The sequence below is a fragment of the Edaphobacter sp. genome (assembly GCF_035532915.1).
Lineage (GTDB): Bacteria > Acidobacteriota > Terriglobia > Terriglobales > Acidobacteriaceae > Edaphobacter.
Window position 1 is genome coordinate 1 of sequence record NZ_DATKQC010000084.1, and the last position, 23418, is coordinate 23418.

The window sequence follows — 23418 nt, forward strand, 5'->3', positions numbered from 1 at the left end:
AGTGCCGGCAAAGTTTTCGTGAATGGAAGTGAGCGCGCGGACATGCTCGTTGGAGATGCGGCCCGCGGAACGGAAATTGCAGCTCACTACTTGCTTCTGCTTGCCGTCCGTCAATTGCGTCTTCTGTTTCGGAATCATAGCCATAACGATTTCCTATGCATTTGCAGGCGTTCTCCACACGCTCGCCTGCGTGCGCGCGGTCTGTTGCGAACGTTGTTCCGTATGCGCCATGGCGTTGCGCAGCTTGGCGATGGCGGCAACTCGAATCTGCGAGACGCGGGAGAGCGCGATTCCCACCACCGCGGCGATTTCCTTCATGGTTAGTTCCTCGCGATAATAAAGCGACAGGATCAGTTGTTCTCTTTCGCTGAGAGTGGCAATCGCCACGGCGAGGTGGTCGCGCATCTCGCTTTTCAGACATAGCTCAAATGCGTCGGGCTCATCCAAACTGGGCGCCGATTCGATGAGATCGACTGAGCCTTCGTTGTGTTCCGAGGATGGCACCCGTTGGCCGGTTATCTGGAGGACATCGAGTTGGGCAAGCGTTTTGCGGAGTTGCTCGACATTGGTATCCAACTCCGCGGCAGTCTCAGCTTCGGTGGGTTTACGGCCGAGTCTTGCTTCCAGCCGGACGACCGCCTCGGAGATTTCGCGGCCGCGACGGCGTATCAGGCGCGAGCCCCAATCCATTTCCCGCAAACCATCGAAGATGGCGCCGCGGATGCGGAATTTGGCGAAGGTTTTGAACTGGACGTTCTTGGCGCTGTCAAAGCACCGGCTGGCTTCCAACAAGCCGATGACGCCTGCGCCGACCAACTCCTCGAGGTCCACGTGTCGGGGCAGCCGGTCGCGGATGCGCGCCGCGATGTAGTAGACCTGGGGCAGTTCCTGCATGACCAGTTCGTCGCTGCCTTCCGGAGGCGCAGAGTTCAGCTTATATGCGAGTTCTGGCGGCGTCATGAGCTTACCTCGTGAACTGGGGAAACCGGGGATTCTGTGTTCATCGCACGGCCCCCAGCGATTTCACTTGCGTGGCGGGAGGAATTTCCGATGGTGAAATCACGACCACTCGGGGAAGAAATGGCTCCAGGTGGCGCCGCAAATAGAAGCGGCCCGGCGAAGCGCACAATAACACCGGCGGAGCCGCGGCGAACTGCTCGCCCAGCATGGCGCGCAATCCATCCAGCACCTTGCGCGCGAGGGAGATCTGCAGCGCAGTACCGGGCACCAGTTGCGGACTCTGCGATGCCGTGCGCATGCACTCTTCTTCAAGTGCGCTATCAAGCGTTACAACCCTCAGCCTTCCCTGCTCATCGAGCAGCGGGCGCACAAGGGCTCGTCCCAGCGCATGCCGAACCGATTCGACCAGCAAGACTGGATTCTTGTTGATGGCCGCGGTCTCTACCAGGGTCTCCAGGATGGACCCCAGATCGCGAATGGAGACCTGCTCTCGGAGCAACTGTTGGAGCACCTTTTGGACCTCTCCGAGGGTCATCAGCTTGGGGATCAGTTCGTCCACCAGCTTGGGGTGTGAATCGGCGAGGCGGTCGACCAGACGCTTTGTCTCATGCCGGGTGAGAAGGTCGTGCGCGTTCTGCTTGATGAGTTCGGAGAGGTGCGCAGCCAGCGCCGAAGTATGGTCGACGACGGCATAGCCGAGCGAAATCGCCTGGGCCTGCAAATCCGGTGCGATCCACTTGGCGGGCGAGTTGAATGCCGGTTCTCTTGTGTCCTGGCCAGGCAGATCGCCGGGGTTTGGGTTCGAGTTCACGGCGAGAAGGCGATCGCGGCGCAGCTCCCACCGGGCAATCTCGACGCCGCGCAGATAGATGACGTATTCCCGGTCTTTGAGAGAGAGATTGTCCGTGATGTGAATCGAGGGAACCAGAAAGCCGAGCTGTTGCGCGAGGTTCTTGCGCAGAGCTTTTACGCGGGCGAGCAACTGCCCTCCCTGCTTTACGTCTACAAGGGGCACCAGGCCCGCGCCGACCTCGAGCATCAGCTCATCCAGCTTGAGCACGGCATCCATTGGGTCCACTGCGGGAACTCCCGGCTTTTCGGCGGGCGATTTGGCTCCCGCCGCCGGGGCCTGAGAATGAGGTTTTATATTCCTCGCTGCGAAGAGCGCGGTTCCGCCGAGGACCAGGAATGGGACCTTGGGCATGGCCGGGATCAGAGCGAGTGCGAGCAGGGTACCGCCGACGATCCACAGAGGACGCGAGGTTTTGAAGACCTGTTTACCAATGTCCGTGCCGAGCGAGTAATCGGAAGCTGCCCGGGTAACAACAATGCCTCCGGCGACCGAAACCAGCAGGGAGGGAATGATGGCGACGAGGCCGTCGCCGACGGTAAGGATGGTGTAGGTTTTGAGGGCTTCCTGGAATGGGACTCCCTGCTGGAAGACACCGATCAGAAAGCCGGCGACGATATTGATGACGGTGATGAGGATGGTGGCCAGCGAGTCCCGCTGGCTGAAGCGTGCGGCGCCGTCCATGGCTCCGCAGAATTCCGCCTCCCGGGCAACCTGTTCCCGGCGCTGTCGCGCCTGGTCGGCATTAATCAGCCCGGTATTGAGGTCGGAGTCGATGGCCATCTGTTTGCCGGGCATGGCATCGAGGGTGAAGCGCGCCGTAACCTCCGCAGTGCGCACTGCGCCGTGGCTGACGACCAGGTACTGGATAGCAATCAAGGCAAGAAAGATGACGAAACCGACGATGTAATTGCCGCCCACCACGAACTGGCCGAAGGCTTCTATGACTCCGCCTGCCGCCTGCGGGCCCTCGCTCCCATGCAACAGGATGCGGCGAGTGCTGGCCAGATCGAGTGCTAGCCTCATGAGCGTCAGGAGGAGGATGAGACTGGGGAACACGGAAAACTGCGCGGGGCGGAGGACCTGAATGGCGGTAAGCAGCACCAGCACCGCGGCCATGATGTTGAGCGTCAGGAGGAGGTCGAGGGCAAATCCCGGCAGGGGTACGAGCATGACGAAGATCAGCGCCATCGCGCCGGTGGGAATCACCCAGTCGGAGTAAGTTTGCAGCGTTTTCAGGAGCCCGGCTTTCTTCATATCGGCCGCACCAATCCTTGGATTTGAGCGGAGTTTCTCCGCCGCGCCTCGCGCGCTTTCACTTCCGCCTGAGCCTTGTAAACCATCACCAGGACCTCTGCCACGGCGTGATAGAGCGCCGCGGGAATAGAGTCGCCCACTTCAACGCCTTTGTAGAGAGCCTGCGCAAGAGGGCGATTCTCCACGATGGGAATGTCGTGCTGATTTGCGATCTCCCTGATTTTCGACGCCAGAACGTCGAGGCCCTTGGCCACTACGATGGGAGCGATCATGTTTTCCGCGTATCGCAGCGCGACTGCGTAATGCGTTGGATTGGTCACCACCACGGTCGCGAGCTCGGCCGCTTTGAGCATCTGCTTGCGGCGAGATTGGCGCTGCAGCCGGCGGATTCTCGCCTTGCCGGCAAGGTTCCCTTCCGATTCCTTGATTTCATCCTTGATTTCCTGGCGGCTCATCTTGAGGTCGCCTTCGTTTTTCCTCCAGAGGAGTAGGTAGTCGACGACCGACCAGGCGAGGAGCACGAGTCCACATTTCCAGCAGATTTCAAGGAGCAGCGAGCTGATCATGCCAGCAAGCGGCCGGGAATCGGAGTAGCTGCTGCCCAGGATCACTCCCCAGCGGCCGCGCACGCAGGAAAAGCCGATCCAGATAATCGCATTGAAGGGAACGAGCGAGCGGAGGATGGCGCTAAGGCCGGCGGGCGATATCATCTGGCGAAGCTTTCCCGCAGGGCTGAGGCGCTCGGCCTTGGGAGCGAGCGATTCGGGAGCAAATATGAATCCGCCCTGGGCGAGCCCGGTGATCAGGGCCACCGCGAGGGCGCCGATGAGGACAGGAAGTACCCAGTGGATGATCTCAATCGAACTCCAGTACAGGAGCGGGCCACCCGGTTCGATGGAATCGGACTGGGCGGACTGGAGGGCATTGCGGTAAAAAGTGGACCAACGAGGCACAGCTTCGCGCCCCATGAACCAGAGAATGCCGGCCGCGGCGGCCATGCTCAGCGCGCCGCTGAGGTCCCGCGAGCGCGTAACCTGCCCGCGCTCGCGAGCGCGCTTCCGGTGCCGGGGTGTTGCCTGTTCCGTTTTGCTCGCGTCAGCCATAGTCTCAATGCGCCAGGTGAAACAGGTGATCGACTCTCGAAATGGAATTTATGAACAAACGCCGGAACAAATCGGGCCAATAGATGAGGGTTGCGGAAAGAACGAAGATGCCCAGGACGCTCTTGACGGCGGGCCCGAGCAGCATCACAGGCATCTGTGGAGAGGCTTTGCCGAGAAGCCCGAGGACGACATCGGCGGCCAGAGTGGCCGCGAGAACGGGCGCGGCAATCTGCATTCCCAGGCCGAAGATGGTTCCCACGATCCGAGCAATTTCCCCGGCGAATGGACCGTTGAAATGCGCGGATCCTGGAGGAAGATCGAGGAAGCTGTTGCCTATAGCGCGCAGCAGCCAATAGTGGATGTCCATACGGAGGAAGAGCAGCATCACGATGCTCTGATAGAAAAGCTGCATGACACTCGAGTTGGCTTTGGTCTGGGGGTCAAGTAAGGTAACCAGGGAATAGCCCATTTGAATGCCGACGATCTCGCCCGAGAATTGAACGGCCTCGAAAATGAGATTGGTCGCGATCCCCATCCCTACGCCGATGAGGAACTCGATTGCGATCAGCCTGGGCCACGCGGAAAGCGGTTCAAACTCGATATGTCTGCCCACCGTCGGCAGAAGAAGGATGGTCATTGCGAGGACCAGGATGGCCTTGATGCGGGCCGGAATCACCGCGCTCCCGAAAAATGGAGCAAACAGCATGAGGCCGGACAGACGCACGCCGGCGGTGAGGAGCGCGGTGATGATCGCAACAAGCGGAATCGTGATCATTGCCAAATGCGAAAGTTGGAAAAAATGGCGAACGTGAATTGCGAAAGATGCCGCCACATCCACGGCATCGCGATAAAGATTGCGGCACCGGTGGCGATGAGCCTGGCGACGGTGCTTATGGTGGTGTCCTGCAACGAGGTGAGGACCTGAAAGACATTGACCAGCAAGCTGACGACTACGGCAACCGCGAGAATTGGTGCCGCGAGGATAAGCGCCTCGTTAAGCATCAAGCGTCCGATAGACACAACCTGATCGACATCCATGGCCTTACCTGAAACTCATCATGAGCGAGCCAATCAGGAGGTGCCAGCCGTCCACCATGAGGAAGAGCAGCAACTTGATTGGGGTTGATATGACGACCGGCGGCAACTGCAGCATGCCGACGGATGTGGTGATGGATGCTACCACCATGTCCACAATGAGGAAGGGCAGGAACAGAACAGTACCGATCTGAAAGCCAGCTTTGAGTTCGGAAAGGATGTAGGCGGGAACCAGGACGCGCATGGAGATGTCATCGATCGATCTCGGGCGGTTTTCTCCCGCCAGGCGGAGAAAAAGCTCGACATCTTTCTCCCGCGCATAGTGGGCCATGAATATGTGCAGCGGCACTTCGCTTCTTTGCAGGGCATCCATGGCGGAGATGCGACCGGTCTGCAAAGGTGAGATGGCGCTGTCGTAGATTTCCCGAGCAACGGGCTGCATCAGGAAGAACGTCAGAATGAGAGAGAGGCCGATGAGAGTCTGGTTCGAGGGAGTGGTTTGCAGGCCCAAGGCCTGACGAAGAAAGTGGAAAACAATCAGCAAGCGCGCAAAGGGCGTGATGCACACCAAGAGCGACGGCACGATGGTCAAGGCCGTCAGCAGAATCACAATGGACCAGGGAACGTTCGATCCGGGTAAACCCTGGATCTGGATTCCATTGTTGACGGGGTTGGCGGCGAGCGGCGTGACGGGGGCTGGAGCGCGCACGCTGCGAGCGGGGGGGTGAGCCGGGATTATCGGCATAGGGCCGACCCCGGCTGCCGCGGATGTCCCTACGCCGACAAACAAGGACGCGGCTAGCGAGACACACCGGACGAACAATCGCCGTTTCATCTGGACCGGCCCCCAGCGCATGCAATCGGCTGAAGAGCCCGGGAAGCATCCTTCGTATCGAGAACCGAACTATCATCCTGCTCGGATTCGTTGTTCAATTCGGCGAGCAAGGAGACGCCGGAAGCTCCCCCTCCAATCAGGAATCTCTGGCTCTCAATCTGGACCAAAGCCACAAAGCGCTTTTCCCCGAGAGAAACTGTTTCACAGACACGTAACTGCTTCTTTGCAGAGAACGCCTGCTGTTTTTGCAGCCAGCGCCATGCCCTGGCAAGCAAGGAAGATCTCTGTGGCCTAGTGCGTTTGCGCGCCAAAGACGATTTTTCCGAAAGTAGCCGCCCACTAGCGGGCTGCGGTAATTTCCCGATTGCGCTTGTCTCCGTATCTTTGGGAAGAAAGGCGGGGCCGGTAGATGGCAGCTTTTGCGCAGCCGTGGCAGCAAGCAACGGTCGCGAGCGCGATAGCTCCAACTGTTGCTTTTTACCAAAAGCCCGAAGCGTCCCCGCGAACGAAGCGGCGATTGGCACATCTTCTTCCTCGCAAAAAGACAACGATTGAATCGGTTTGGATGAAATCATACCTGTTCGGTAATCCTGACTGCGAGCTGGTCTCCGACCACATTGAATTCGCTCCAGCCAATGAGAAGTCTGTTCACCCGCAGGGGCAGGTCGCTAGTGTGGTGGCATGCGGTTTCGACGATAGAGCCCTCGGCAAGAGCAAGAAGATCCCCGATCGTAAATCGAGCGACGGGCAGCTCGACTGTGAGCGTGCAGGGCAGCCAGGGCATGTTCGCCAATAGATCGTCTTCATGCGTACCGTTTCCGGGCGCAGGAGTTTCGATGACTTGCGGACCAACTCTGTGTGCGGCAGTACTCATGGTGGAGCTCGCTCCTGCTGTCGTTGCCCATTCCCACCCCAAAACGGAATAGGAACCGGGGACGGACGATTGAAGGCGGATATTCTCACTTCCGACCATGCAATCGCGGTGCCGCAATTAGAGGGGAATGGAGGTTGGCGTGAGTCTGTGCTGGCCTGCTGCTATGTAGCGTAAAATCCGTACCTTGCGGACGGATAATGGAACGCGGCAGCCCCCGCCGCCGAGTGAGATGGCGATGAGAATGGGCAGGAGGCGACGGATATCCGCCAGAAGCAGCACGCTCCTGGCGGATACCTCTAATCGTTCGTTAACAACTCATTCGGCGAAGGGATTATGTAATGAGCTGGATCGTGGCTTGCGAGATCTGGTTCATGGTAGTCAAAACCTTCGCGCTCGCCTCGTATCCCTGCTGGGCGACAATCATGCTGGAGAATTCGGCGGACAGGTTCACATTGGAATTCTCCACCGCATCTCCGACAATACTTCCGTTGCCGCCGGCTCCCGCCTTCCCGATCACCGCGGCGCCCGAGGCCGCTGTCGAAACCAGATTGCCATTTCCAGTCTGAGTCAGGCCCTGAACGTTGCTGAAGCTTGCCACGGCCACCTGGCCCAGCGCCAGAGTCTGGTTGTTGCTGAACTGCCCCTGGATGGTTCCATCGGGTAGAACTGAAAACCCGGTCAACGTTCCTACGCCATAGCCATTCTGCGTGGTCGACGCGGTGGCGCTGGTGGATGCCTGTTGCGTCAGGAGCGAGGCGCCTCCCGATCCGGTCAGGTCCCAACTCAGGCTCATGTCGGCTGCTCCGTCGGCCAAACCGGAGATCTTGATTCCGCTGACGGGAGATGCCGGGGACGTCAGGTTGCCTGACGAGTCGAAGGTCAACGTACCCGAAGCAACTTGCGTGGTTGTGCCCGTCCCGCCCACATCCGCCGAAGGAATGGTGACGCTGTAGCTCCAAGTATTGGACCCAGTCTTGGTGTATTGAACCGTGAGGGCGTGCGCGTTCCCGAGGGAATCGTAAACCGAGATGGGGGAACTGAACGTGGCTCCGGTCGCAGCATTGGCATCCAGATTGGTGGTCATCTGAAAACTGCTGGTTGCCACGCTGGGAATTGTGCTTTGGTCATTCAGGTTGATGGGGACGGGAGCGGCGCCGGACGAGATCTGGCCGTTTGCGGCCGGATAGCCCAGGACCAGTTGGCCACCCGAAGTGCAAAGCTGGCCCTGAGCGTTCATACTGAAATTTCCATCACGCGTGAAACTCATCTGGTTGTCGCCGGAGTTCCTTACGACGAAGAAGCCATTGCCCTGCAAAGCCATGTTGGTGGCAATGCCCGTCGAGTTGACGGATCCGTTGGAATAGTCGGAAGTAATTCCTCCCACTTCAACTCCGGAACCGACCTGGATCGGATCACCGTTGCCAGAGACGCCCTGCATCTGATTGAAAAGGTCGCCAAAGCTGATGCTTTGGCTCTTGTACCCGTCTGTATTCAGGTTCGCGAGGTTGTTGGCGATGGCGTTCAGGGCAGCGGACTCAGCCGCTAAGCCGGAAAGGGGAATCGAGAAAGCTGACATGCTACTTGCCTCCGTATGTGGTGAAGTGGTTGGAGCCTGTCGCCAGTGCGCCAATATTGCCGTAGAGGTTGTAGAGACTCATGAGCGAGTCAGGAGAGCTTGCATTGGCAGGAAAAGCCTGAAACGCTAAGGGCTCCGTGGCGCGGGCCAATGTTGAAAGGCCCAGGTTGTGGGCACCGGATTTCGAAGGTTCGGCGGATTGCGCGGCATTCGAGCCTCCACCGCTTGGCGGCGCGCCCAAGCCTGAAAGAATCTGATTTATGGATATGAGTTGGTCCAGTTCGTTCAGGGAAATCATCTGCCCGACCATCTGGGTCGGGTCGACGGGCTGAGTCGGATCCTGGTTTTGCAGCTCGGTCACCAGAAGATTAAGGAACATGGTCTGCAGATTGGAGGAGGATGTCCCGTTGGTGCTGCCGCCGGAACTACCTGTTCCTGAAGTGGAGTTGGCGCTGGCCGTTTGCGAGTGCAACGGTGCGCTGATCAATGGGAGCATTCCCTGAATGTTCATTGCACTTTCCTCCTGCCCTCACGGGGCGACCGAACTAAACCCGAATGTCCAAGCGGCGATCACTGGCTCCGGTGCCAGCTAAATGGGTGCCCTGAACTACGCTCTCGGCGGACGCCTTCGGGATCGCGTTTTGCGCCGGCGCCGCTTGAAAACCTTGTTGCCCGCTTTGCGGGGAATTGTTTCCGCCACCGGAAAATGCCGAGCCATTCTCATTCACCTGCACGACGGTTCTTATGCCAAGTTCGTTTCCCAGCTTCGCCTGCATCGCTGGAACGTGGGCGGAGAGGGCGTTGCCCAAGCCGTCGTGATCGACGGTAATTTGAGTTAATACTTGTTGCGGTGAAAGTGAGGTTCGAATGGAAATGGCTCCGAAATCGCTCGAATGCATGGCTAACCGTAATTCGGATTCGTTCACCTTTTGGATCAGGCTGGCGGTATTGACCACGGATGCTTCCGCAGCCGCAGGCGCATGCCCCTCTGGCATCTGACTGGCAGAGCGGAGGGGTTGCGGAACGGATTCAGAACTCTTGACAGAGATCTCGATTGGGTGAGCCGCTCCCTGCAACGCGGTTGCCTGAATCGGCGTAGAACCTGAACTCGGCGACCTGACCGCTTCCGGTGCGGGTTTGGAGGAGCCGGAATCCGGTTGCTGCGGCGCGCGATTGCTGCTTGTGGAATTGTGAGCCGGTGAATCTGGAGTTTTCGCGGTAGTCTCGCCCTGCTCATTTCTTCCGTCGCTTTTTGCGGTCACGCTGCCGATGTCTTTGATTGCGCCCGCCCCAGACGCGAGGCTCTGGGAATAACCATCCGGCAGCGAGATGACGTTGGTGATCTCCGAACTGCTAGCTTCGACAAAGGTTCCGATAGCGAAGGCCTTATCCTGCGAGTTGGCTTTCTGCGTCAGCGGCAAACTTGAACTGGCTGGGTTAGGTATTTCCGGACCAGATTTTGAGAGACTGGCAACCGGCTGCCCTGCCGCCCGGCTGTTGCTCGTTGAGTCACGCGCCGGCGGCTCCGGGGTTTTTCCACCATCGCGCTGGCTCGCTGTGCCGCTGCTTGTAGTTCTTCCGATTAGCTCAGGTAACTGCGATCCACCGTTCGTCGGCCGGACAGCGACAATGGCCCCCGGCCCGTTGGCGGCGGAGGGGGCGAGGATGCTCTGCGGTGCGTCGGAGAGGCTCGCTTCACCCTTGAGCGCCCCGGCTGAGAGAGTTAGTGGCGATAGTGGGTCTGCTTTGGCGAGTTGCTGGGCGGCAACAGTCCCCTCGGCCAGTTTCAGACTTTGCGATTCTAGCCCGCCACCCGCTGCCGGCGCCGATTCCCGCCTGGAAAGCGGCGCGGAAAGAGCCGTCCAGACCTGAGTGGGGATGAGCTCCTCGCAGGCCATAACAGGGATCGCAGTCGCGTTGCGATGTGCGCGACGTTGTTCCTCGCGGCCATTGGATCGGCTGGTATTTCTGCTGTCGCAATGCACGGGCGACGGAGGAGGTTGCTCGAGAACAGCGGTGACATCGATTCGCGGCGTTGCTTGATGGGCGGCGTTCTCCGGGATGGCATTCGCGCCGAGGGGTGCCGCTTCCGGTGCGGAAGCCACGCCTCTATCCGAGTCGGGCTGTCGCTGGGCAAGCGGGACATCACGCCGGGTCCAAGAACCCTCAGTCCGCGCAGCCGTACTGGCGAGCAGCGCGACAAAGCCCGATTTAGTCGTGGCGATATTCGCCGGCGAGACGGGGGCGGAATTCAGATTCACGGATTTTTCGGCTGCAATGCGCACGCACTTCTTTATGCACGCATGACGCCAGATTTTTGGGTACCTGCGACAGGCAGTCCTATTCAGCAGTGCGCTAAAAACAAAGCAGTTGCGCATAATTGCGGCGCCACTGCGCACATTCCGCACCCGCAACTCGGCAACTCTTGCCGTACAAACTGGGCAAGGTTTGCCGAGACCTGCGACGGGTCAGTCGAAATCAAGGAGCTATCCTCGCCTGTCATCGCTTTGGGTCAGCTCCGCTGCGCGCGGGCGGCGAAGATTTCGTCGAGGAACTTCTGCTCAGCGTGTTCGCGCTCCCGCGCATGGGCATCTTGTTGCCGTGCCTGCATGTCGTGCAGCATCTGGCAGTTGTTGCGAGCAGCCTGGTACTTCCTGAGTTGGATTTCGCGCTGCCGGCTAAGTTCAGCAAGGGCATGACTCAGTTCCTGTTTCCGATCCATGGCACCCTCGATCCGATTGGTCATGGATTCGACGAGCACGGCGGGGAGCATTTCCCGCATGGCCTGCTCCAGCAACTGGCGTGCATGCAAAATATCCGCAGTCAAGGCTTCCATCCGATGCTGGACCTGCGATATTTCCACGAGGACCTTCTGAAGTGCAAGCTCCTCCTGTTTCTCGATGCTTTGCTTAAGGCGCAGCACAGCCGCAAGTGAAAACTTGAATCCCATGTTTCTGCCTTTGAGAACCCCGCACGCCTCCCCGACTGCGGTGATCTCCGCATCCCTTCTCCCTCACCCTCACATAGGAATGGCCATGATTTGCTGAACCGTCTCCTCCAAGCTGGAGCGGACTGCCTGATTCTGCTGCAAGAGAGCGTTTAGAGCCGGAAGGGTCCGGATCGCCTTGTCGAGCGTGGGATCTGCGCCGGATTGATAGGCGCCGATGCGGACCAAGTCCTCGGAATGAGCATAGGTAGCCATCAGCAATCGCAGTTCCTTGATCTTCGCCAGGTGCGCATCGCTGGCCACATTCGGCATGAGACGGCTGATGCTGTCGAGGATCGAGATCGGGGGATAATGGCTGCGCATGGCAAGATTTCTGCTTAGAACCACATGCCCATCCAGAAGGGAGCGCACCGTGTCAGCGATCGGATCCTGCTGATCGTCGCCTTCCATCAACACCGTATAAAACGCAGTAATGCTGCCTTGAGAAAAGTTGCCCGCGCGCTCCACCAGGTGGGCCAGCGCGTTGAGAACCGAGGGCGTGTACCCCTTGGCGGTGGGCGGTTCTCCCGCGGCCAGACCAATTTCCCGTTGCGCCATGGCAAATCTGGTGAGGGAGTCTACAATCAGGAGCACGTTCCGGCCAAGACTTGCGAAGTACTCGGCCATCGCAGTCGCCGCAAGCGCCGCTCGCAGCCGCACCAACGGCGACTGATCGGAAGTGGAGACCATAACCACGGCGCGGCGCAGGCCTTCCTCACCGAGAACTTCCAGGAACTCTCCAACCTCGCGGCCGCGCTCGCCCACCAGCGCCAGCACGGTCATTTCCGCGGCGGTTCCACGCGCCATCATGCCGAGCAGGGTACTCTTCCCCACGCCACTACCGCCGAAGATACCCAGACGCTGTCCGCGGCCGCAGGTTAGAAAAGCATCGATCGCGCGAATCCCGCAGCTCAACGGGGCGCGGATCGGGACCCTGGCCAGCGGCAAAGGCGCCGCGCCGTTGATGGGCATCACATCCGTGGCGCGATAGTCGCCTTTGCCGTCCAGCGGGTTGCCTGCGGTATCAACCACGCGGCCGAGCAAACCCGGGCCCACTCGAACGGACGGACGCACCCCCCAAGTCACGATCTGGTCCCCGAAACGAATGCCGCGCAGTGGATCGGCGGTCATGGAGAGCATCGTTGATCCGCGGAAGCCAACGATCTCACCGGCATAGCGCCGCCCGTGCGCGTCGATGATCTCACACGATTCGCCAAGGAAACAGAAGGGGCCTTCCGATTCCACCAGGTTTCCGATCACTTGGCTAACGCGGCCCTTCCATCGCAATGTGGAACTCGATTCGAGGTGGCGCGCGTACGGAGCCAGAAGAGCCAAGCTCATCGCGTCACCGGCCGCAGCGCGAGCAAATCGAAGAAACCGCGTTCTACTTCTTTGAGCTGTGTCTCGAGCCCGAAATGCGCGGTCCCGAGCTCCGTCTCTAGGATGCAATCCTGATCGCTCACCTCGGGATCCTCCACCACCTCAACGCGCGGCAGATTTGGCCATCCCGCGAAATATCGTGTCCAATCGGCTCCGCAGCCCTTCCCCACCCGGACTGTCACGCCGGAGCCTTCGCGCATCTTGTCTACCGCCATTCGGACCAAAGCGGCGATCAGCATCGGATCGACCTGTGCTTCGCGGCGCAAAATCTTCGCGGCAATCGCCAGCGCAAGTTGAACGACCTCAGCCTCCACTCGCGCAAAATAGTCTGCGCGTTGCGCCTGGAAAGTTTCGATTGCCTTCGCAATCTCCGACCTGACTGACGCCAGCTTTTGGTCGTACTCATGCCGGAGCTGCTGCTCCGCCCGGCTTACTGCGTCGGCACGCTCCTGGCGGATTCGGGCCTCGATCTCGACTGCGGAGGCTTCTGTCTCGAGTCGCCGTTTCTCGGCGCGCGTGGTTGAGAGACCGGCTTCCGGTTCCTGATCGGCGGCGTCGAAGGAGGGAGAGACATCCGGATACTGCAATGCCGAGATCGGCGTCGGAAAGGTGCCGCTATAATTCGCGCCGCTAAAGGACATACTCGTCTTCACCCTCGCTCTTCAATGCAATCCTGCCCTCGGCCTCGAGTTTTCGCGCAATGGCAACGATCTCAGACTGCGCCTTGATAACGTCTTTACCGCGGATCGGTCCCAACGCGTCAGAATCCTCCTTCATCATCTCCACTGCGCGTGAAGACATGGTGCGGTAGAAATGACTCCGTAGATCTTCGCTGGCTCCCTTCAAAGCGATAGTGAGCGTCCTCTTGTCAATTGAATTCATCAGCTCCCGCATCTCCTGCTCGGGAACTTCGAGAAAATTCTCGAACGTAAACATGAGGTCGCGAATGCCCACCGCCAGCGTGGGTTCCTCCCGCTCGATATGTTCGAGGATTTCCCGAGCTACGGCAGGTCCCAGTCGGTTCAGCAACTCTGCAATACTTCTCAAGCCCTCGCCACAAGCCCGAGACTGGTCTCCGGAGGATCGCAAACGCCTATCGAGAACATTGGATACCTTTGCCGCCACTTCCGGTGAGAAACTGCCCAGACTGGCGAGACGTCGCACACAGTCCGACCGTACTTCGGGCTCCATCTTCATCAGCAGGGCCGAAGCCTGCCTTGCATCAAGGTGGCGGAGAATCAGGGCTCTGGTCTGAGAATGTTCGCCCATGAGGAATCGCGCCAGTTGCTGCGGATCTGCTTTCTTCAACGCCTCGATACGGAAGGACCGGCTTTCGGTGGCCTGGGTGAGCCGCTGCACGACGTTCCGTGCGTGATCTTCCCCAATGGCTCTCTCCAAAAGCCGGAGTGCCACATCCTGTCCTCCTACGGTGAGGAACTCCTCCGCGGACACTCGTTCCTGGTGCTCCTCCAAAACCTGAAGGGTAATCGGCAACGGAACCGGCCCCATTTTGGAAATCTCCACTACAATCCGCTCCAGTTCTTCCGCGGCCAAGCTTCTCAATACGGGCACCGCCGCCTCTTCTCCCAAAGCGGATAGCAGGATGGCCGCCTTGCGGGGGCCGCTGATTTTCTCCTCTTCGGCGCGGATCATGAGTTCTCCTCGCGAAGCCACGCCTGCACCGTCCGCGTGGTCTGCAATGGATTCTGGCGCAGGATTTCCAATGCTTGTCCCTTTAGCTGCGCCGCGCGTGCCGAACCCGCTTCTGAGGATGCGCCGGGCAACGACTCCATGGATTCTTGCGGCAATCGTGGCGGCGTCGCTGTGACTGCGGGTCCGGAAGTGAGGATGTGCCTCTGCACCGGACGGACGACGAGAAGGTATACCAGAACAAAGAGCGCAAGGAGGGCGAGCGGCCGCAATGCCGGTGATGAGTCCGAGACGGCTGTTTGAAATTGATCGAGGCGGGATGGCGCCGCATCTTCGATATCGTCGGAATCCGTATCGAACGAAACGTTCTCGAGCGTGAGGATATCGCCTCGCTTCGCATCGAACCCAACGACCGCTTCGGCTAGGCTCCTGATTTGCGCGAGCTCCTTCTGCGATCGTTTACGCCTTGAGTAATGCACCTTGCCGTTATCGACGCTCCTTACCACTTCGTCATCCACCAGGATGGCGGCAGTAATTCGCTGGATGCGGCCGGCAGGCGTAACCGTGTGAATGACCGTCCGATTCACGCCATATTGTGCATTCTCCGTTATGGAATGCTGCGTCTCAGGTACGGCCGCCGGCTTGGATTGCGCGGCTGACGGAACGTTGCTCGCGGTTCCGGGGACTCCTGCAGGAATGGCGTTCCCTCCGGATTGATCTTCCGTTTTCTCGTGGCTGAGTACCGCACTGACGGCGGGATCGTATTTCTCCTGGTTCTCGTCGGTCGTGTTGCGATCGTAGTCAATGTTGACGCTGGCGCGAATCTTGCCGGCGCCAACCACCGGCTCCAGCGTGCTGATCAGCCGTGTGGACAACTCGGTGCTTCCCCCCGAACCCTCCATCGCATCCATGCCGCCGTTCAGCGACTGGCCCGAATCGGCATCCACAATCGCCACATCTTCAGGTTTCAGTCGGTTCACGGCGCCGGCGATAAGCCGCGAGATGGCGAGAGATTCATCCTTGGATAGCGTGCCATGCCGAAGCTTGAGAATGACCGATGCCTTTGCCCCTTGTTGCTGATCGACAAAGATGGAATCCGATGCCATGACCAGGTGGATTCTGGCGCTTTCAACGTTTCCGAGGGTTTCGATGGAACGGGCGAGTTCGCCTTCCATAGCGCGCTGGTAATTCACCCTCTCATCGAATTCGGTTTCGCCCCAGGAACTCTTGTCGAAGATCTCGAATCCCATCTGGCCACTATGCAGATCCTGGTCGGAGGCCATCTGCATGCGGGCCGCATCCAACTTGTCTGCCGGCACGCTGAGAGTCCTTCCGTCGGCGCTGATCGTGTGGGAGATGCCTTGCCGATCTAGCGCGGCGGCGAGTGCCTGGGCGTCGGCCGGCTCCAGTCCACTCGATAACGTCTTATAGTCCGGCACTCCGATGAGCCGCACGAATAACGCCACGAGCACGCCGGTAGCAAGCGCGCCGCCAATAAGAAGCGCTCTCTGGCGTCCGTTTCGGCTCGACCAGAACTGCTTGAGTTGCACGCTTGCGTTGGTATACCCAGCCATTTGCCATCAGTCCTAAAACTGCATCTGTGCAATATCCTGATACGCGCTCACGATCTTGTTGCGCACCTGCATCATCAACTGAAAAGAGACGTCCGCCTTCTCCACAGCAATCATGACCTGGTTAAGATCACCGCTTCCCCCTTGCAGCAACTGTGCCACTTGCGCCGCCGCGCCGGTATGAAGGGAATCCACGGTTTGCACAGCGCTTTTGAGAATGTCGGAAAAGCTCGCCCCGCTCGTTTCGATGCCCGGATCTGGAGTACCCGCGTTAGTACCCACACTCGGAACCGGCACATTCGGGATGTTGCCAAAGCTGACGGTGTTCATCCACAGGCTCCCTTATGTGGTTTTCAAGATGCCGATTGATTCCTGAATCATCTGCTTGGCAGCGCTGATTGCCGACGCGTTTAACTGGTAGGAGCGCGTCGCATTCATCAGATCCACCATCTCCATCTCCGGATTGATCGCGGGGTAAGCGACGAATCCGTTCTTATCCGCGGCCGGGTTGCCGGGCTCATACCGCATCACGGGCGGGGTCGGATCATCGACCACCTGGGCCAGGCGAACCGACCCAGGAACTGTGCCGCCTTCTTCTCCAAGGCGATCTAACACCGATCCAAACGGCACGGGACCATTAGAGCTGAACACGACTTCCTTGCGAACATAGGGACCGCCGCTTGCCGTTTGCGTGGTTTCTGCATTGGCCAGATTGGCGGACGTAACTTCCGCCCGCTGTCGTTCGGCAGACAGCGCGGAGGCGCTGATGCTGATCATAGAGAACATGCTGCCCATGGTCGGTCTCCCTCTATTCCTTGATCGCAGTGAGCATTTCGTGGAATTGCTCTTCGATTAATTGCACGCCCATCTGATACTGAAGCTGGATCTGGGCGAGCATCATGCTCTCGCGGTCGACGTTCACGTTGTTTCCGTCAGGCCGTGCGGGAAGGTCGGTCAGCTCCAGTGTCGCGGGTTCGACCTGCGCCCCTCCCTGCGAATTCATCACAAGGCGCATGGCAGATTGGAAGTCTAGGTCCCGGGTGTGGTACCCGGGCGTGTCCGCGTTGGCCATGTTTGTCACCACCAGGCGCTGCCGATCGTCAGCCACTGTGAGAAATCCCTCCAGGGCCTGCAGCAAAGGAGTGGTTGCCATTTACGCGTACCTCCTTGGTGGAAGTCCATACTCGCGGATCTTGTTGCGGAGAGTGCGCAGGCTGATCCCGAGAAGCTCCGCGGCGCGTGTGCGGTTTCCGTCCGTCAAGGCCAGAGTGTTTTCCAGGTGTTGCCTCTCCACTTCCCGAATCGGCGTGCCCGCCGCACTCGGCAGCGCTGCCGCCACGGGCAGCATCTTCCGGTCGCCGCGAGGAGGCGATGGAAACTCGGCGTCGAAGCACTCCGCGTCGATGTCAAGCGTGTCGCTGAGGGTCAATACCCGGCGCATGAAGTTGGCGAGCTCTCGCACATTCCCAGGCCAGGAGTGCGACTGAAGCCGGTTCATGAACTCCGGATGCAACCGGGGAACTCTCCCGCGCGCCAGTGCGGCGAACTTCTCTGCAAAGTACCAGGCAAGAAGAGGAATGTCCTCATGGCGATCGCGCAACGCGGGTAGGGATAAGGGAATGACGTTCAGGCGATAATACAGATCCGCGCGGAACCTGCCTTGTGCCACTCGATCGGCCAGGGATACGTTCGTGGTCGCCACCACTCGGATATTTAATCGAAGCGGACGCCCTTCGCCCAGCCTCTCGACTTCGCGTTCCTGCAAAGCCCGCAGCAGTTTCGGTTGCAGATCCAGCGGTAGGTCGCCGATTTCGTCCAGCAGGATGGTGCCCCCATTGGCCAGTTCAAACTTGCCGGCACGAGAAGCGACGGCCCCGGTAAACGCTCCCCGTCCATGCCCGAACAGCTCACTCTCCAGGAGAGGTTCAGGTACCGCGGCGCAGTTGACCGCAATGAACGGCTTGCCGCTGCGGTCGCTGGCATGATGGATAAACCTCGCCAGCAACTCCTTGCCAGTCCCGCTCTCCGCCTCGATCAGAACATCTGCGCCAGTGCTCGCAGCGGCGCGCGCTCGCTGTAGCGCGCGCATAAGCAGCGGCGATCTTCCCACAATTTCTCCGTCTCCGCTCGCATGGCAGGCCCGCGCTTGATGGGCACGCTGCATCACCAGAGTAACCACGGCCTGCAAACGATCGAACGGGATCGGTTTGGTCAAATAATCCAATGCCCCATCGCGCATGGCGGTCACCGCATCGGGAACCGAGCCGTATGCGGTCAGCAAAATGACGGGCGTGGTGCTTCCGTTCCGGGCCGCGCGCATGACTTCCATGCCGTTGCCATCCGGCATGCGCATGTCGGTGATGACTAGGTCGAAGGTCCGGGCCGCGAGATGTCGAATCGCCTCGCGCGCGCCCGACACCGCCTCAACCCGCCAGCCATGGCGCAGAAAGTTGGCGCGGAGCGCGGTCCGAATGCCAGGCTCGTCATCGACTACCAGCAAGGATGGTTGTTCAGTCATGATTGCGATTCCGGAAACTCCAGGTGAAAGCTGCTGCCCTCTTTCAATCGACTCGAGACCCTAATCGTTCCGCGGTGCTGCCGCATCAGACGCTCACACACCGCCAGGCCGAGACCGGGAGTTTCTCCAGTCCCGCTAAAGCCTGCTTCGAAAATTCGCTCCAACTGGTCCTCGGGAATCCCGTACCCTGTATCGCACACCTCCGCTACAGCAAATCTCCCGGCGGGCCCATCTTCGCGGCTTACTCGCACATCCACTCTCCCTTTCGGTGGAGTATGCCGGATGGCATTACAGGTGAGGTTCAAAATGATCTGACGAATTCCATCTTCGTTGCCCTGAATGGTGGTTGCCTCTGTGGCCGAATGAAACGAAATCGCGACATTGGCCTGTTCGGCGATCGGTCGCACAAAGTCCACCGCGGCCTGCGCACAGGCCGCGAGATCGAGCGCACTGAAGCGGAGATTGTTCTCCCCGTTCATGCTCAACACGTTGTTCACCGTTCCTGACAAGGTGCGGATGCCGGCTCGCAAATGGGCGATCCACTGCGACGCTGCGCCAGGATCCCCTGCGATCAATTCCACAAACAGTTCGAGACTGGCTAACGGATTTCTAATCTCATGAGCGAGGATGGATGAGATTTCCGCTAACGCAGTGGCTCGTCGCGCAGCCTCCCGCTCCTGCTCGGCCTGCCGGGTCACGGTTACATCGCGAAGGATCCAGATGCTGCGCAAAGGAACAGAGGCGGATTCTTGGCCTGCCGACGAGCAGGTGAGTTCCCGCCGTCCGATTGCCACCCAGCGCTGGCCGCTTTCCGCGTGCAGGCGCAGTTCAGTGTCTCGATGATCGCTTTGCGACCCTGCCAGCGCTTCGAAATCGACGCCGCTAGCCTGCGAAAGTTCCTGAAGGCTCTTCAGGCCGCGAGCTTCGATCCCGAGTAGTCGGCGCCCCTCGGGATTGATGGTGACGATGGTTTCGCTTTCATCCTCCACCAACACGCCGCAAGGCAGCGAATCTATCATCTGTTGAAGGGTTCTGCGGATGTGATCGTTCTCCACCAGAGTCCGGGTCAGCGCCGCATTGCGGTCAGCCAGTTCGCCGCTTAAGTGGGTGACCTTCTGCTGGAGTCCACGATACGACGACTCCAACTGAGCAGAAGCGGATATGAACTCGGCAAATGCGTCTGCCAACGTTCGTGGATCGGTCAGCAGTGCCGGATCAACCGCGCTGATTGGAACTGCATGAGAGCTCGGCAGCATTTGCCTATCTCGTTTGCACGCGGTGTGCCAAAATGAATCGGCCGTCCCAAGACGGGAGAGGCGATCACAGAAGAATATGCTCGCCCTTGATTTCCCATCCGGAACCGGCCAGCACCACTGCCCGCTCGAGAACATTGCGCAGCTCGCGAATATTTCCCGGCCAGTTGTGCTGGGCCAGGATGGCGAGGGCTTCGCCGCTGAGCTCAACGTTGGGATGGAATCGCGCCATCATGGCGCTGGCCAGCGATTCCAGGTCGTCCATGCGCTCCCGCAGCGGCGCCAGGTGGATGGGGAACACTGCAAGCCGATAATAGAGGTCTTCACGAAATTGCTTGTTGATTACCAGATGCTTGAGATCGGCATTGGTGGCCGCAATGACCCTCACATCCACCTTGATATTGTCATTGCCTCCCAGCTTCTGCACCTCACCCTGTTCCAGGAAGCGAAGGATCTTTCCTTGCAGTGCCAACGGCATATCTCCGATTTCATCGAGGAACAGCGTTCCTCCATGCGCGGCATGGATACGTCCAATCCGAGATTGCACGGCGCCGGTGAAAGCTCCCTTGGTGTAGCCAAATAGTTCCGCCTCCAGCAACGCCTCGGGAATGGCGGAACAATTCACCACAACAAACGGCTGGTTCTTACGTCCGCTGAGCAGGTGGATTTCTTGCGCCAGCACGTCCTTTCCGGTGCCACTCTCGCCCGTGATCAGAACTGTTGTGTTGCGAGCGGCAACCATGCGGGTGACGGCCCATGTCCGCCGCATAGCCTCCGAGCGACCGATCATGCGGCCCGTTCGCATGCGCCGGCGCTCGACCACGGGCTGCATGCGCTCACGAGAGGGGGGCATCATCCCGTGAATCCGAATTGTCCCACCGTTGTTGATCAAATCGACCAGCTTTGCCGAAATCGGAGAAGGCGAGGAACTGCCGGCAAGAAGCTGCCCGGTTTGCGAGTTGATCATGACAATTTGAGCTTCGGGAAAGCGACTCTTAACAATAGCGCGAAATCCTTCCGCTTCCAGATCGGGCAGCATGGGATCCAACAGCACCACGGGGTCTCGCGGATCCAACCGGCGAAGTAGTTCCAATGCGCCAGCACCGCTGCCCGCCTGGTACACGCTCCACCGTTCGGCACTTAACTTCTCCTGGAGGGTTTGCCGCAGTTGGTTGTTTGGCGTGACAACGACCACGCTGAAGCGCACAACATCGTGCTGGCCATACTGCACAGCAAGAGAACCCATATCACCTCTGCAAATCAGCATGCATCTCGACTCTTGAGTGGGCCCGACTCGGCTTAATCACCCCTTCACCCATCCTGATGCGAATCGCGTCCGGGTTCAGGATGAAACAAAAGGAAACTTGCTTGGCTCTGACTTGTATTCCCTGACTGCCGGGTGAACCAGCCCGACCTTGGGGGGTCACGTTTCTCGGAGCTCGTAACCGAAACCCCGGACGGTGTGGGTGAGACGGCGCTCTCCCGGAAGATCCACTTTGTCGCGGACGTACTTCATGTAGACGTCGACGATGTTGGTGGACGGCTCTCCCGGCACGTTCCAGACTTCATTCAACAAGGTGGCCCGTGAAACCGGGCGTCCCGCGTAGCGCATCAGCACGTCGAGGATGGCGAACTCGCGGGGCGTCAGTTCGATTCTCCTGCCGTTCCGTTCCACTCGCCGTTCTTCTCTGTGCAGCGTCAGATCTCCTACTCGGGAGGCATTCGAAACGACACCCGAGTTGCGGCGCGTGAGAGCGCGAGCTCTAGCCAGCAGTTCCGGCAACGGAAGCGGCTTTGCAAGACAATCGTCGGCGCCTGCATCGAAAGCGCGCACCTTGTCCTCGACGCCGTTACGTGCCGTGAGCACCAGCATGGGCAGGCGGGGTAGGATCGCCCGCAAGCGGTGGATCGCCCAAATGCCATCCGCTTCCGGCAGATTCATGTCCAACAGCAGCAGGTCATATCGGAACTTGCCGCGAAGCGCTGCCTCTGCCTCTTCCGCAGTCCGAACGATATCCACCGCAAAACCGCTCTCCTGAAGTTCTGCAGTTAGAAAGCTGGCAAGGTCGGCATCTTCCTCGACCATCAGGATTCGTCGCTCGCTCGAGATCCTCAACGTTCGGTCGTATCTGCCGATTTCCGAATCGGGTTGTTGGGCGAGAGAGGTCGCCGGAATTGCTGTTGGGGGGGAGGAGTCTACCGACCAGGACCCTACATCCATGCTGACCCCTGACAAAACATGAAGGATGGAAAAGCAGGTTCAGCATACCGTCATGTATTCAGCTCTACCTATTTACTCTTCTGATTCCTTCTGTTGAAATCGGGCCGGAAACTACACATTTTGAGGTATTGGCGGCCAAGCCTTGAATTCGTAATGCTGATGGTTGCACACATTCGCCCTTAGCCCGAGTCACTTTTATGCAGAAATTCGAATATCGCACCCCGCGTTACCCGGTTGACCTTCCCGTGCTTCTCATTTTGAAGGATGGCAGTGTTACAGGACAGTGCCGCGAGATCAGTAGTGAAGGCATGAAGGTGGAATTCCACCAGCCGGTACCCACGAATGGTTGCGGTACCCTCCGCATCGGCCACAGCGGTTCCTTCCTTGAGGTGCGCGCCCGAGTGGCGCGAACGGGGCTCGGGGACGACGGAGTGAAGTTCCTCTTCGGTTCGGAGAGAGAGCGGAAGGCCCTTCAGCGCCTGGTAGCCCAAACGGCGGCGCCTACCGGCCAGCGCGGCCCGGTCCTTGTCCGGCAGGCACCAGCAGTGGTGAATTCGAAGGCGGGCTCGCGTCCTGGCTGGTAATGCTGCTGGGAAGAGCCTGCTCCGACGCATTCTCCACCTGATACTGCACAATCAATGTGACTCTCCGGTTCAACGGGTCCGCAGGCTTGAGGCCCGCGCGTGGCTCCCGGTCGGCGAAACCCCTCACCTGCACAACCTGGTCCGGCCGGACACCTTCAGCAACCATCAGCCGCCGGGCCTCGTTGGCTCGATCCGTGGAAAGATCCCAATTATCGTATCCACGGCGAACGTACGCCATTGAGTCGGTGTGCCCCTCGACGGAGATCTTGTTGGGCAGCTTGCCAAGCTCCACAGAAAGTGCCCGCAGCAGGTCCCGCAGGGCAGCGGTGGGCGTCGCGCTTCCCAGTTGGAAGAACGTCCCTTTCGGAGACTCTATCAATTCGATGCGCAGTCCTTCCGCGGTTACCGTGATCTCGATCTGGTGCTTGAACTTGTTGTGCGGATCGAGGTGATGAATCGACTCAAGAAGATCCTCCTTGAGCTTGATCATGTCTTCCTTCCGAATCGGCACATAGACGTCGCTGCCGCTTCGGTTCGTTCCAACCCGCTTGGATGTGCCCCGGGGATCTTTGAAGTATCCTCCCACCGCCTCCTGAACCTGCCTGCTGGCGTTCATCAGCCAGAGCACGATGAACAGCGCCATCAAGGCAGTTACGAAATCGGCGTAAGCCACCTTCCATGCCCCTCCGTGGTGGCTGCTTCGGGCATGCTTCTTCTTGACGATGACGATGGGATGGGTCGCCTGCATGAGATTGGTCCTTCCTG

Annotated in this window: 25 protein-coding genes; 1 reads left to right on the forward strand and 24 read right to left on the reverse strand. The window is 59.3% G+C overall.

Features of this window, described 5'->3' with window-relative positions:
* Positions 1 to 153: 153 nt before the first annotated feature.
* The 23 genes from VMU57_RS04285 to VMU57_RS04395 all read right to left on the reverse strand — a co-directional run bounded on the left by VMU57_RS04285 (position 154) and on the right by VMU57_RS04395 (position 21964).
* On the reverse strand, positions 154 to 960 hold the full coding sequence (locus tag VMU57_RS04285) for a FliA/WhiG family RNA polymerase sigma factor (protein ID WP_325381136.1): 807 nt from the start codon (positions 958 to 960) through the stop codon (positions 154 to 156).
* A 40-nt stretch (positions 961 to 1000) separates the two neighbouring features.
* A complete protein-coding gene (locus VMU57_RS04290) occupies positions 1001 to 3067 on the reverse strand; it encodes a flagellar biosynthesis protein FlhA (RefSeq protein ID WP_325381138.1) in 2067 nt (688 codons plus the stop codon).
* Complete coding sequence (locus VMU57_RS04295; protein WP_325381140.1) at positions 3064 to 4170, reverse strand: EscU/YscU/HrcU family type III secretion system export apparatus switch protein; 1107 nt, start codon at positions 4168 to 4170, stop codon at positions 3064 to 3066. The genes VMU57_RS04290 and VMU57_RS04295 overlap by 4 nt, the downstream gene beginning before the upstream one ends.
* Positions 4171 to 4174: 4 nt before the next feature.
* Positions 4175 to 4945: a flagellar biosynthetic protein FliR gene (gene fliR / locus VMU57_RS04300; RefSeq protein ID WP_325381142.1), complete on the reverse strand. Its 771-nt coding sequence runs from the start codon at positions 4943 to 4945 to the stop codon at positions 4175 to 4177.
* On the reverse strand, positions 4942 to 5208 hold the full coding sequence (locus VMU57_RS04305) for a flagellar biosynthetic protein FliQ (protein WP_325381144.1): 267 nt from the start codon (positions 5206 to 5208) through the stop codon (positions 4942 to 4944). Before VMU57_RS04305 ends, fliR begins: the two co-directional genes overlap by 4 nt.
* 4 nt (positions 5209 to 5212) lie before the next feature.
* Entirely contained in the window at positions 5213 to 5950 is a 738-nt protein-coding gene (gene fliP, locus VMU57_RS04310; protein ID WP_325381146.1) for a flagellar type III secretion system pore protein FliP, read from the reverse strand.
* An 86-nt stretch (positions 5951 to 6036) separates the two neighbouring features.
* A complete protein-coding gene (locus VMU57_RS04315; protein ID WP_325381148.1) occupies positions 6037 to 6615 on the reverse strand; it encodes a flagellar biosynthetic protein FliO in 579 nt (192 codons plus the stop codon).
* Positions 6612 to 6914 (reverse strand): FliM/FliN family flagellar motor C-terminal domain-containing protein, encoded by a 303-nt coding sequence (locus tag VMU57_RS04320; protein WP_325381150.1) that lies wholly within the window; start codon positions 6912 to 6914, stop codon positions 6612 to 6614. Before VMU57_RS04320 ends, VMU57_RS04315 begins: the two co-directional genes overlap by 4 nt.
* A 331-nt stretch (positions 6915 to 7245) precedes the next feature.
* A complete protein-coding gene (locus VMU57_RS04325; protein WP_325381152.1) occupies positions 7246 to 8490 on the reverse strand; it encodes a flagellar hook protein FlgE in 1245 nt (414 codons plus the stop codon).
* A gap of 1 nt (position 8491) precedes the next feature.
* The gene (locus tag VMU57_RS04330) at positions 8492 to 9001 is read right to left on the reverse strand and encodes a flagellar hook capping FlgD N-terminal domain-containing protein (RefSeq protein ID WP_325381154.1); all 510 of its coding nucleotides are present in this window, start codon (positions 8999 to 9001) and stop codon (positions 8492 to 8494) included.
* Positions 9002 to 9035: 34 nt separating this feature from the next.
* On the reverse strand, positions 9036 to 9911 hold the full coding sequence (locus tag VMU57_RS04335) for a hypothetical protein (protein WP_325381156.1): 876 nt from the start codon (positions 9909 to 9911) through the stop codon (positions 9036 to 9038).
* Between the two features lie 1091 nt (positions 9912 to 11002).
* Complete coding sequence (locus VMU57_RS04340) at positions 11003 to 11413, reverse strand: flagellar FliJ family protein (RefSeq protein WP_325381158.1); 411 nt, start codon at positions 11411 to 11413, stop codon at positions 11003 to 11005.
* A gap of 96 nt (positions 11414 to 11509) precedes the next feature.
* Complete coding sequence (locus tag VMU57_RS04345) at positions 11510 to 12817, reverse strand: FliI/YscN family ATPase (protein ID WP_325381159.1); 1308 nt, start codon at positions 12815 to 12817, stop codon at positions 11510 to 11512.
* Entirely contained in the window at positions 12814 to 13497 is a 684-nt protein-coding gene (locus tag VMU57_RS04350; RefSeq protein WP_325381160.1) for a FliH/SctL family protein, read from the reverse strand. The genes VMU57_RS04345 and VMU57_RS04350 overlap by 4 nt, the downstream gene beginning before the upstream one ends.
* On the reverse strand, positions 13487 to 14509 hold the full coding sequence (fliG, locus tag VMU57_RS04355; RefSeq protein ID WP_325381161.1) for a flagellar motor switch protein FliG: 1023 nt from the start codon (positions 14507 to 14509) through the stop codon (positions 13487 to 13489). Before fliG ends, VMU57_RS04350 begins: the two co-directional genes overlap by 11 nt.
* On the reverse strand, positions 14506 to 16080 hold the full coding sequence (gene fliF / locus VMU57_RS04360) for a flagellar basal-body MS-ring/collar protein FliF (protein ID WP_325381163.1): 1575 nt from the start codon (positions 16078 to 16080) through the stop codon (positions 14506 to 14508). Before fliF ends, fliG begins: the two co-directional genes overlap by 4 nt.
* 12 nt (positions 16081 to 16092) lie before the next feature.
* Positions 16093 to 16407 (reverse strand): flagellar hook-basal body complex protein FliE, encoded by a 315-nt coding sequence (gene fliE, locus VMU57_RS04365; protein WP_325381165.1) that lies wholly within the window; start codon positions 16405 to 16407, stop codon positions 16093 to 16095.
* Positions 16408 to 16419: 12 nt separating this feature from the next.
* Positions 16420 to 16872 (reverse strand): flagellar basal body rod protein FlgC, encoded by a 453-nt coding sequence (gene flgC, locus VMU57_RS04370; RefSeq protein WP_325381167.1) that lies wholly within the window; start codon positions 16870 to 16872, stop codon positions 16420 to 16422.
* 13 nt (positions 16873 to 16885) lie between these two features.
* Positions 16886 to 17230, reverse strand: coding sequence for a flagellar biosynthesis protein FlgB (locus VMU57_RS04375; protein WP_325381169.1), 345 nt, complete (start codon positions 17228 to 17230; stop codon positions 16886 to 16888).
* Positions 17231 to 18595 carry a sigma-54 dependent transcriptional regulator gene (locus VMU57_RS04380; RefSeq protein ID WP_325381171.1) on the reverse strand — a complete coding sequence of 455 codons (1365 nt, stop codon included), beginning with the start codon at positions 18593 to 18595 and terminating at the stop codon, positions 17231 to 17233.
* The gene (locus VMU57_RS04385) at positions 18592 to 19851 is read right to left on the reverse strand and encodes a PAS domain-containing sensor histidine kinase (RefSeq protein ID WP_325381174.1); all 1260 of its coding nucleotides are present in this window, start codon (positions 19849 to 19851) and stop codon (positions 18592 to 18594) included. The genes VMU57_RS04380 and VMU57_RS04385 overlap by 4 nt, the downstream gene beginning before the upstream one ends.
* A gap of 64 nt (positions 19852 to 19915) precedes the next feature.
* Entirely contained in the window at positions 19916 to 21094 is a 1179-nt protein-coding gene (locus tag VMU57_RS04390; protein WP_325381177.1) for a sigma-54 dependent transcriptional regulator, read from the reverse strand.
* A gap of 177 nt (positions 21095 to 21271) precedes the next feature.
* Positions 21272 to 21964: a response regulator transcription factor gene (locus VMU57_RS04395; protein WP_325381180.1), complete on the reverse strand. Its 693-nt coding sequence runs from the start codon at positions 21962 to 21964 to the stop codon at positions 21272 to 21274.
* Positions 21965 to 22266: 302 nt separating this feature from the next.
* Between VMU57_RS04395 and VMU57_RS22965 the strand changes: the two genes are divergently transcribed.
* On the forward strand, positions 22267 to 22653 hold the full coding sequence (locus VMU57_RS22965; protein ID WP_414648604.1) for a PilZ domain-containing protein: 387 nt from the start codon (positions 22267 to 22269) through the stop codon (positions 22651 to 22653).
* Here VMU57_RS22965 and VMU57_RS04405 read toward each other — a convergent pair.
* Positions 22571 to 23401, reverse strand: a complete 831-nt coding sequence (locus tag VMU57_RS04405; RefSeq protein WP_325381186.1) for a flagellar motor protein MotB — start codon at positions 23399 to 23401, stop codon at positions 22571 to 22573. The genes VMU57_RS22965 and VMU57_RS04405 overlap by 83 nt on opposite strands.
* Positions 23402 to 23418 lie beyond the last annotated feature (17 nt).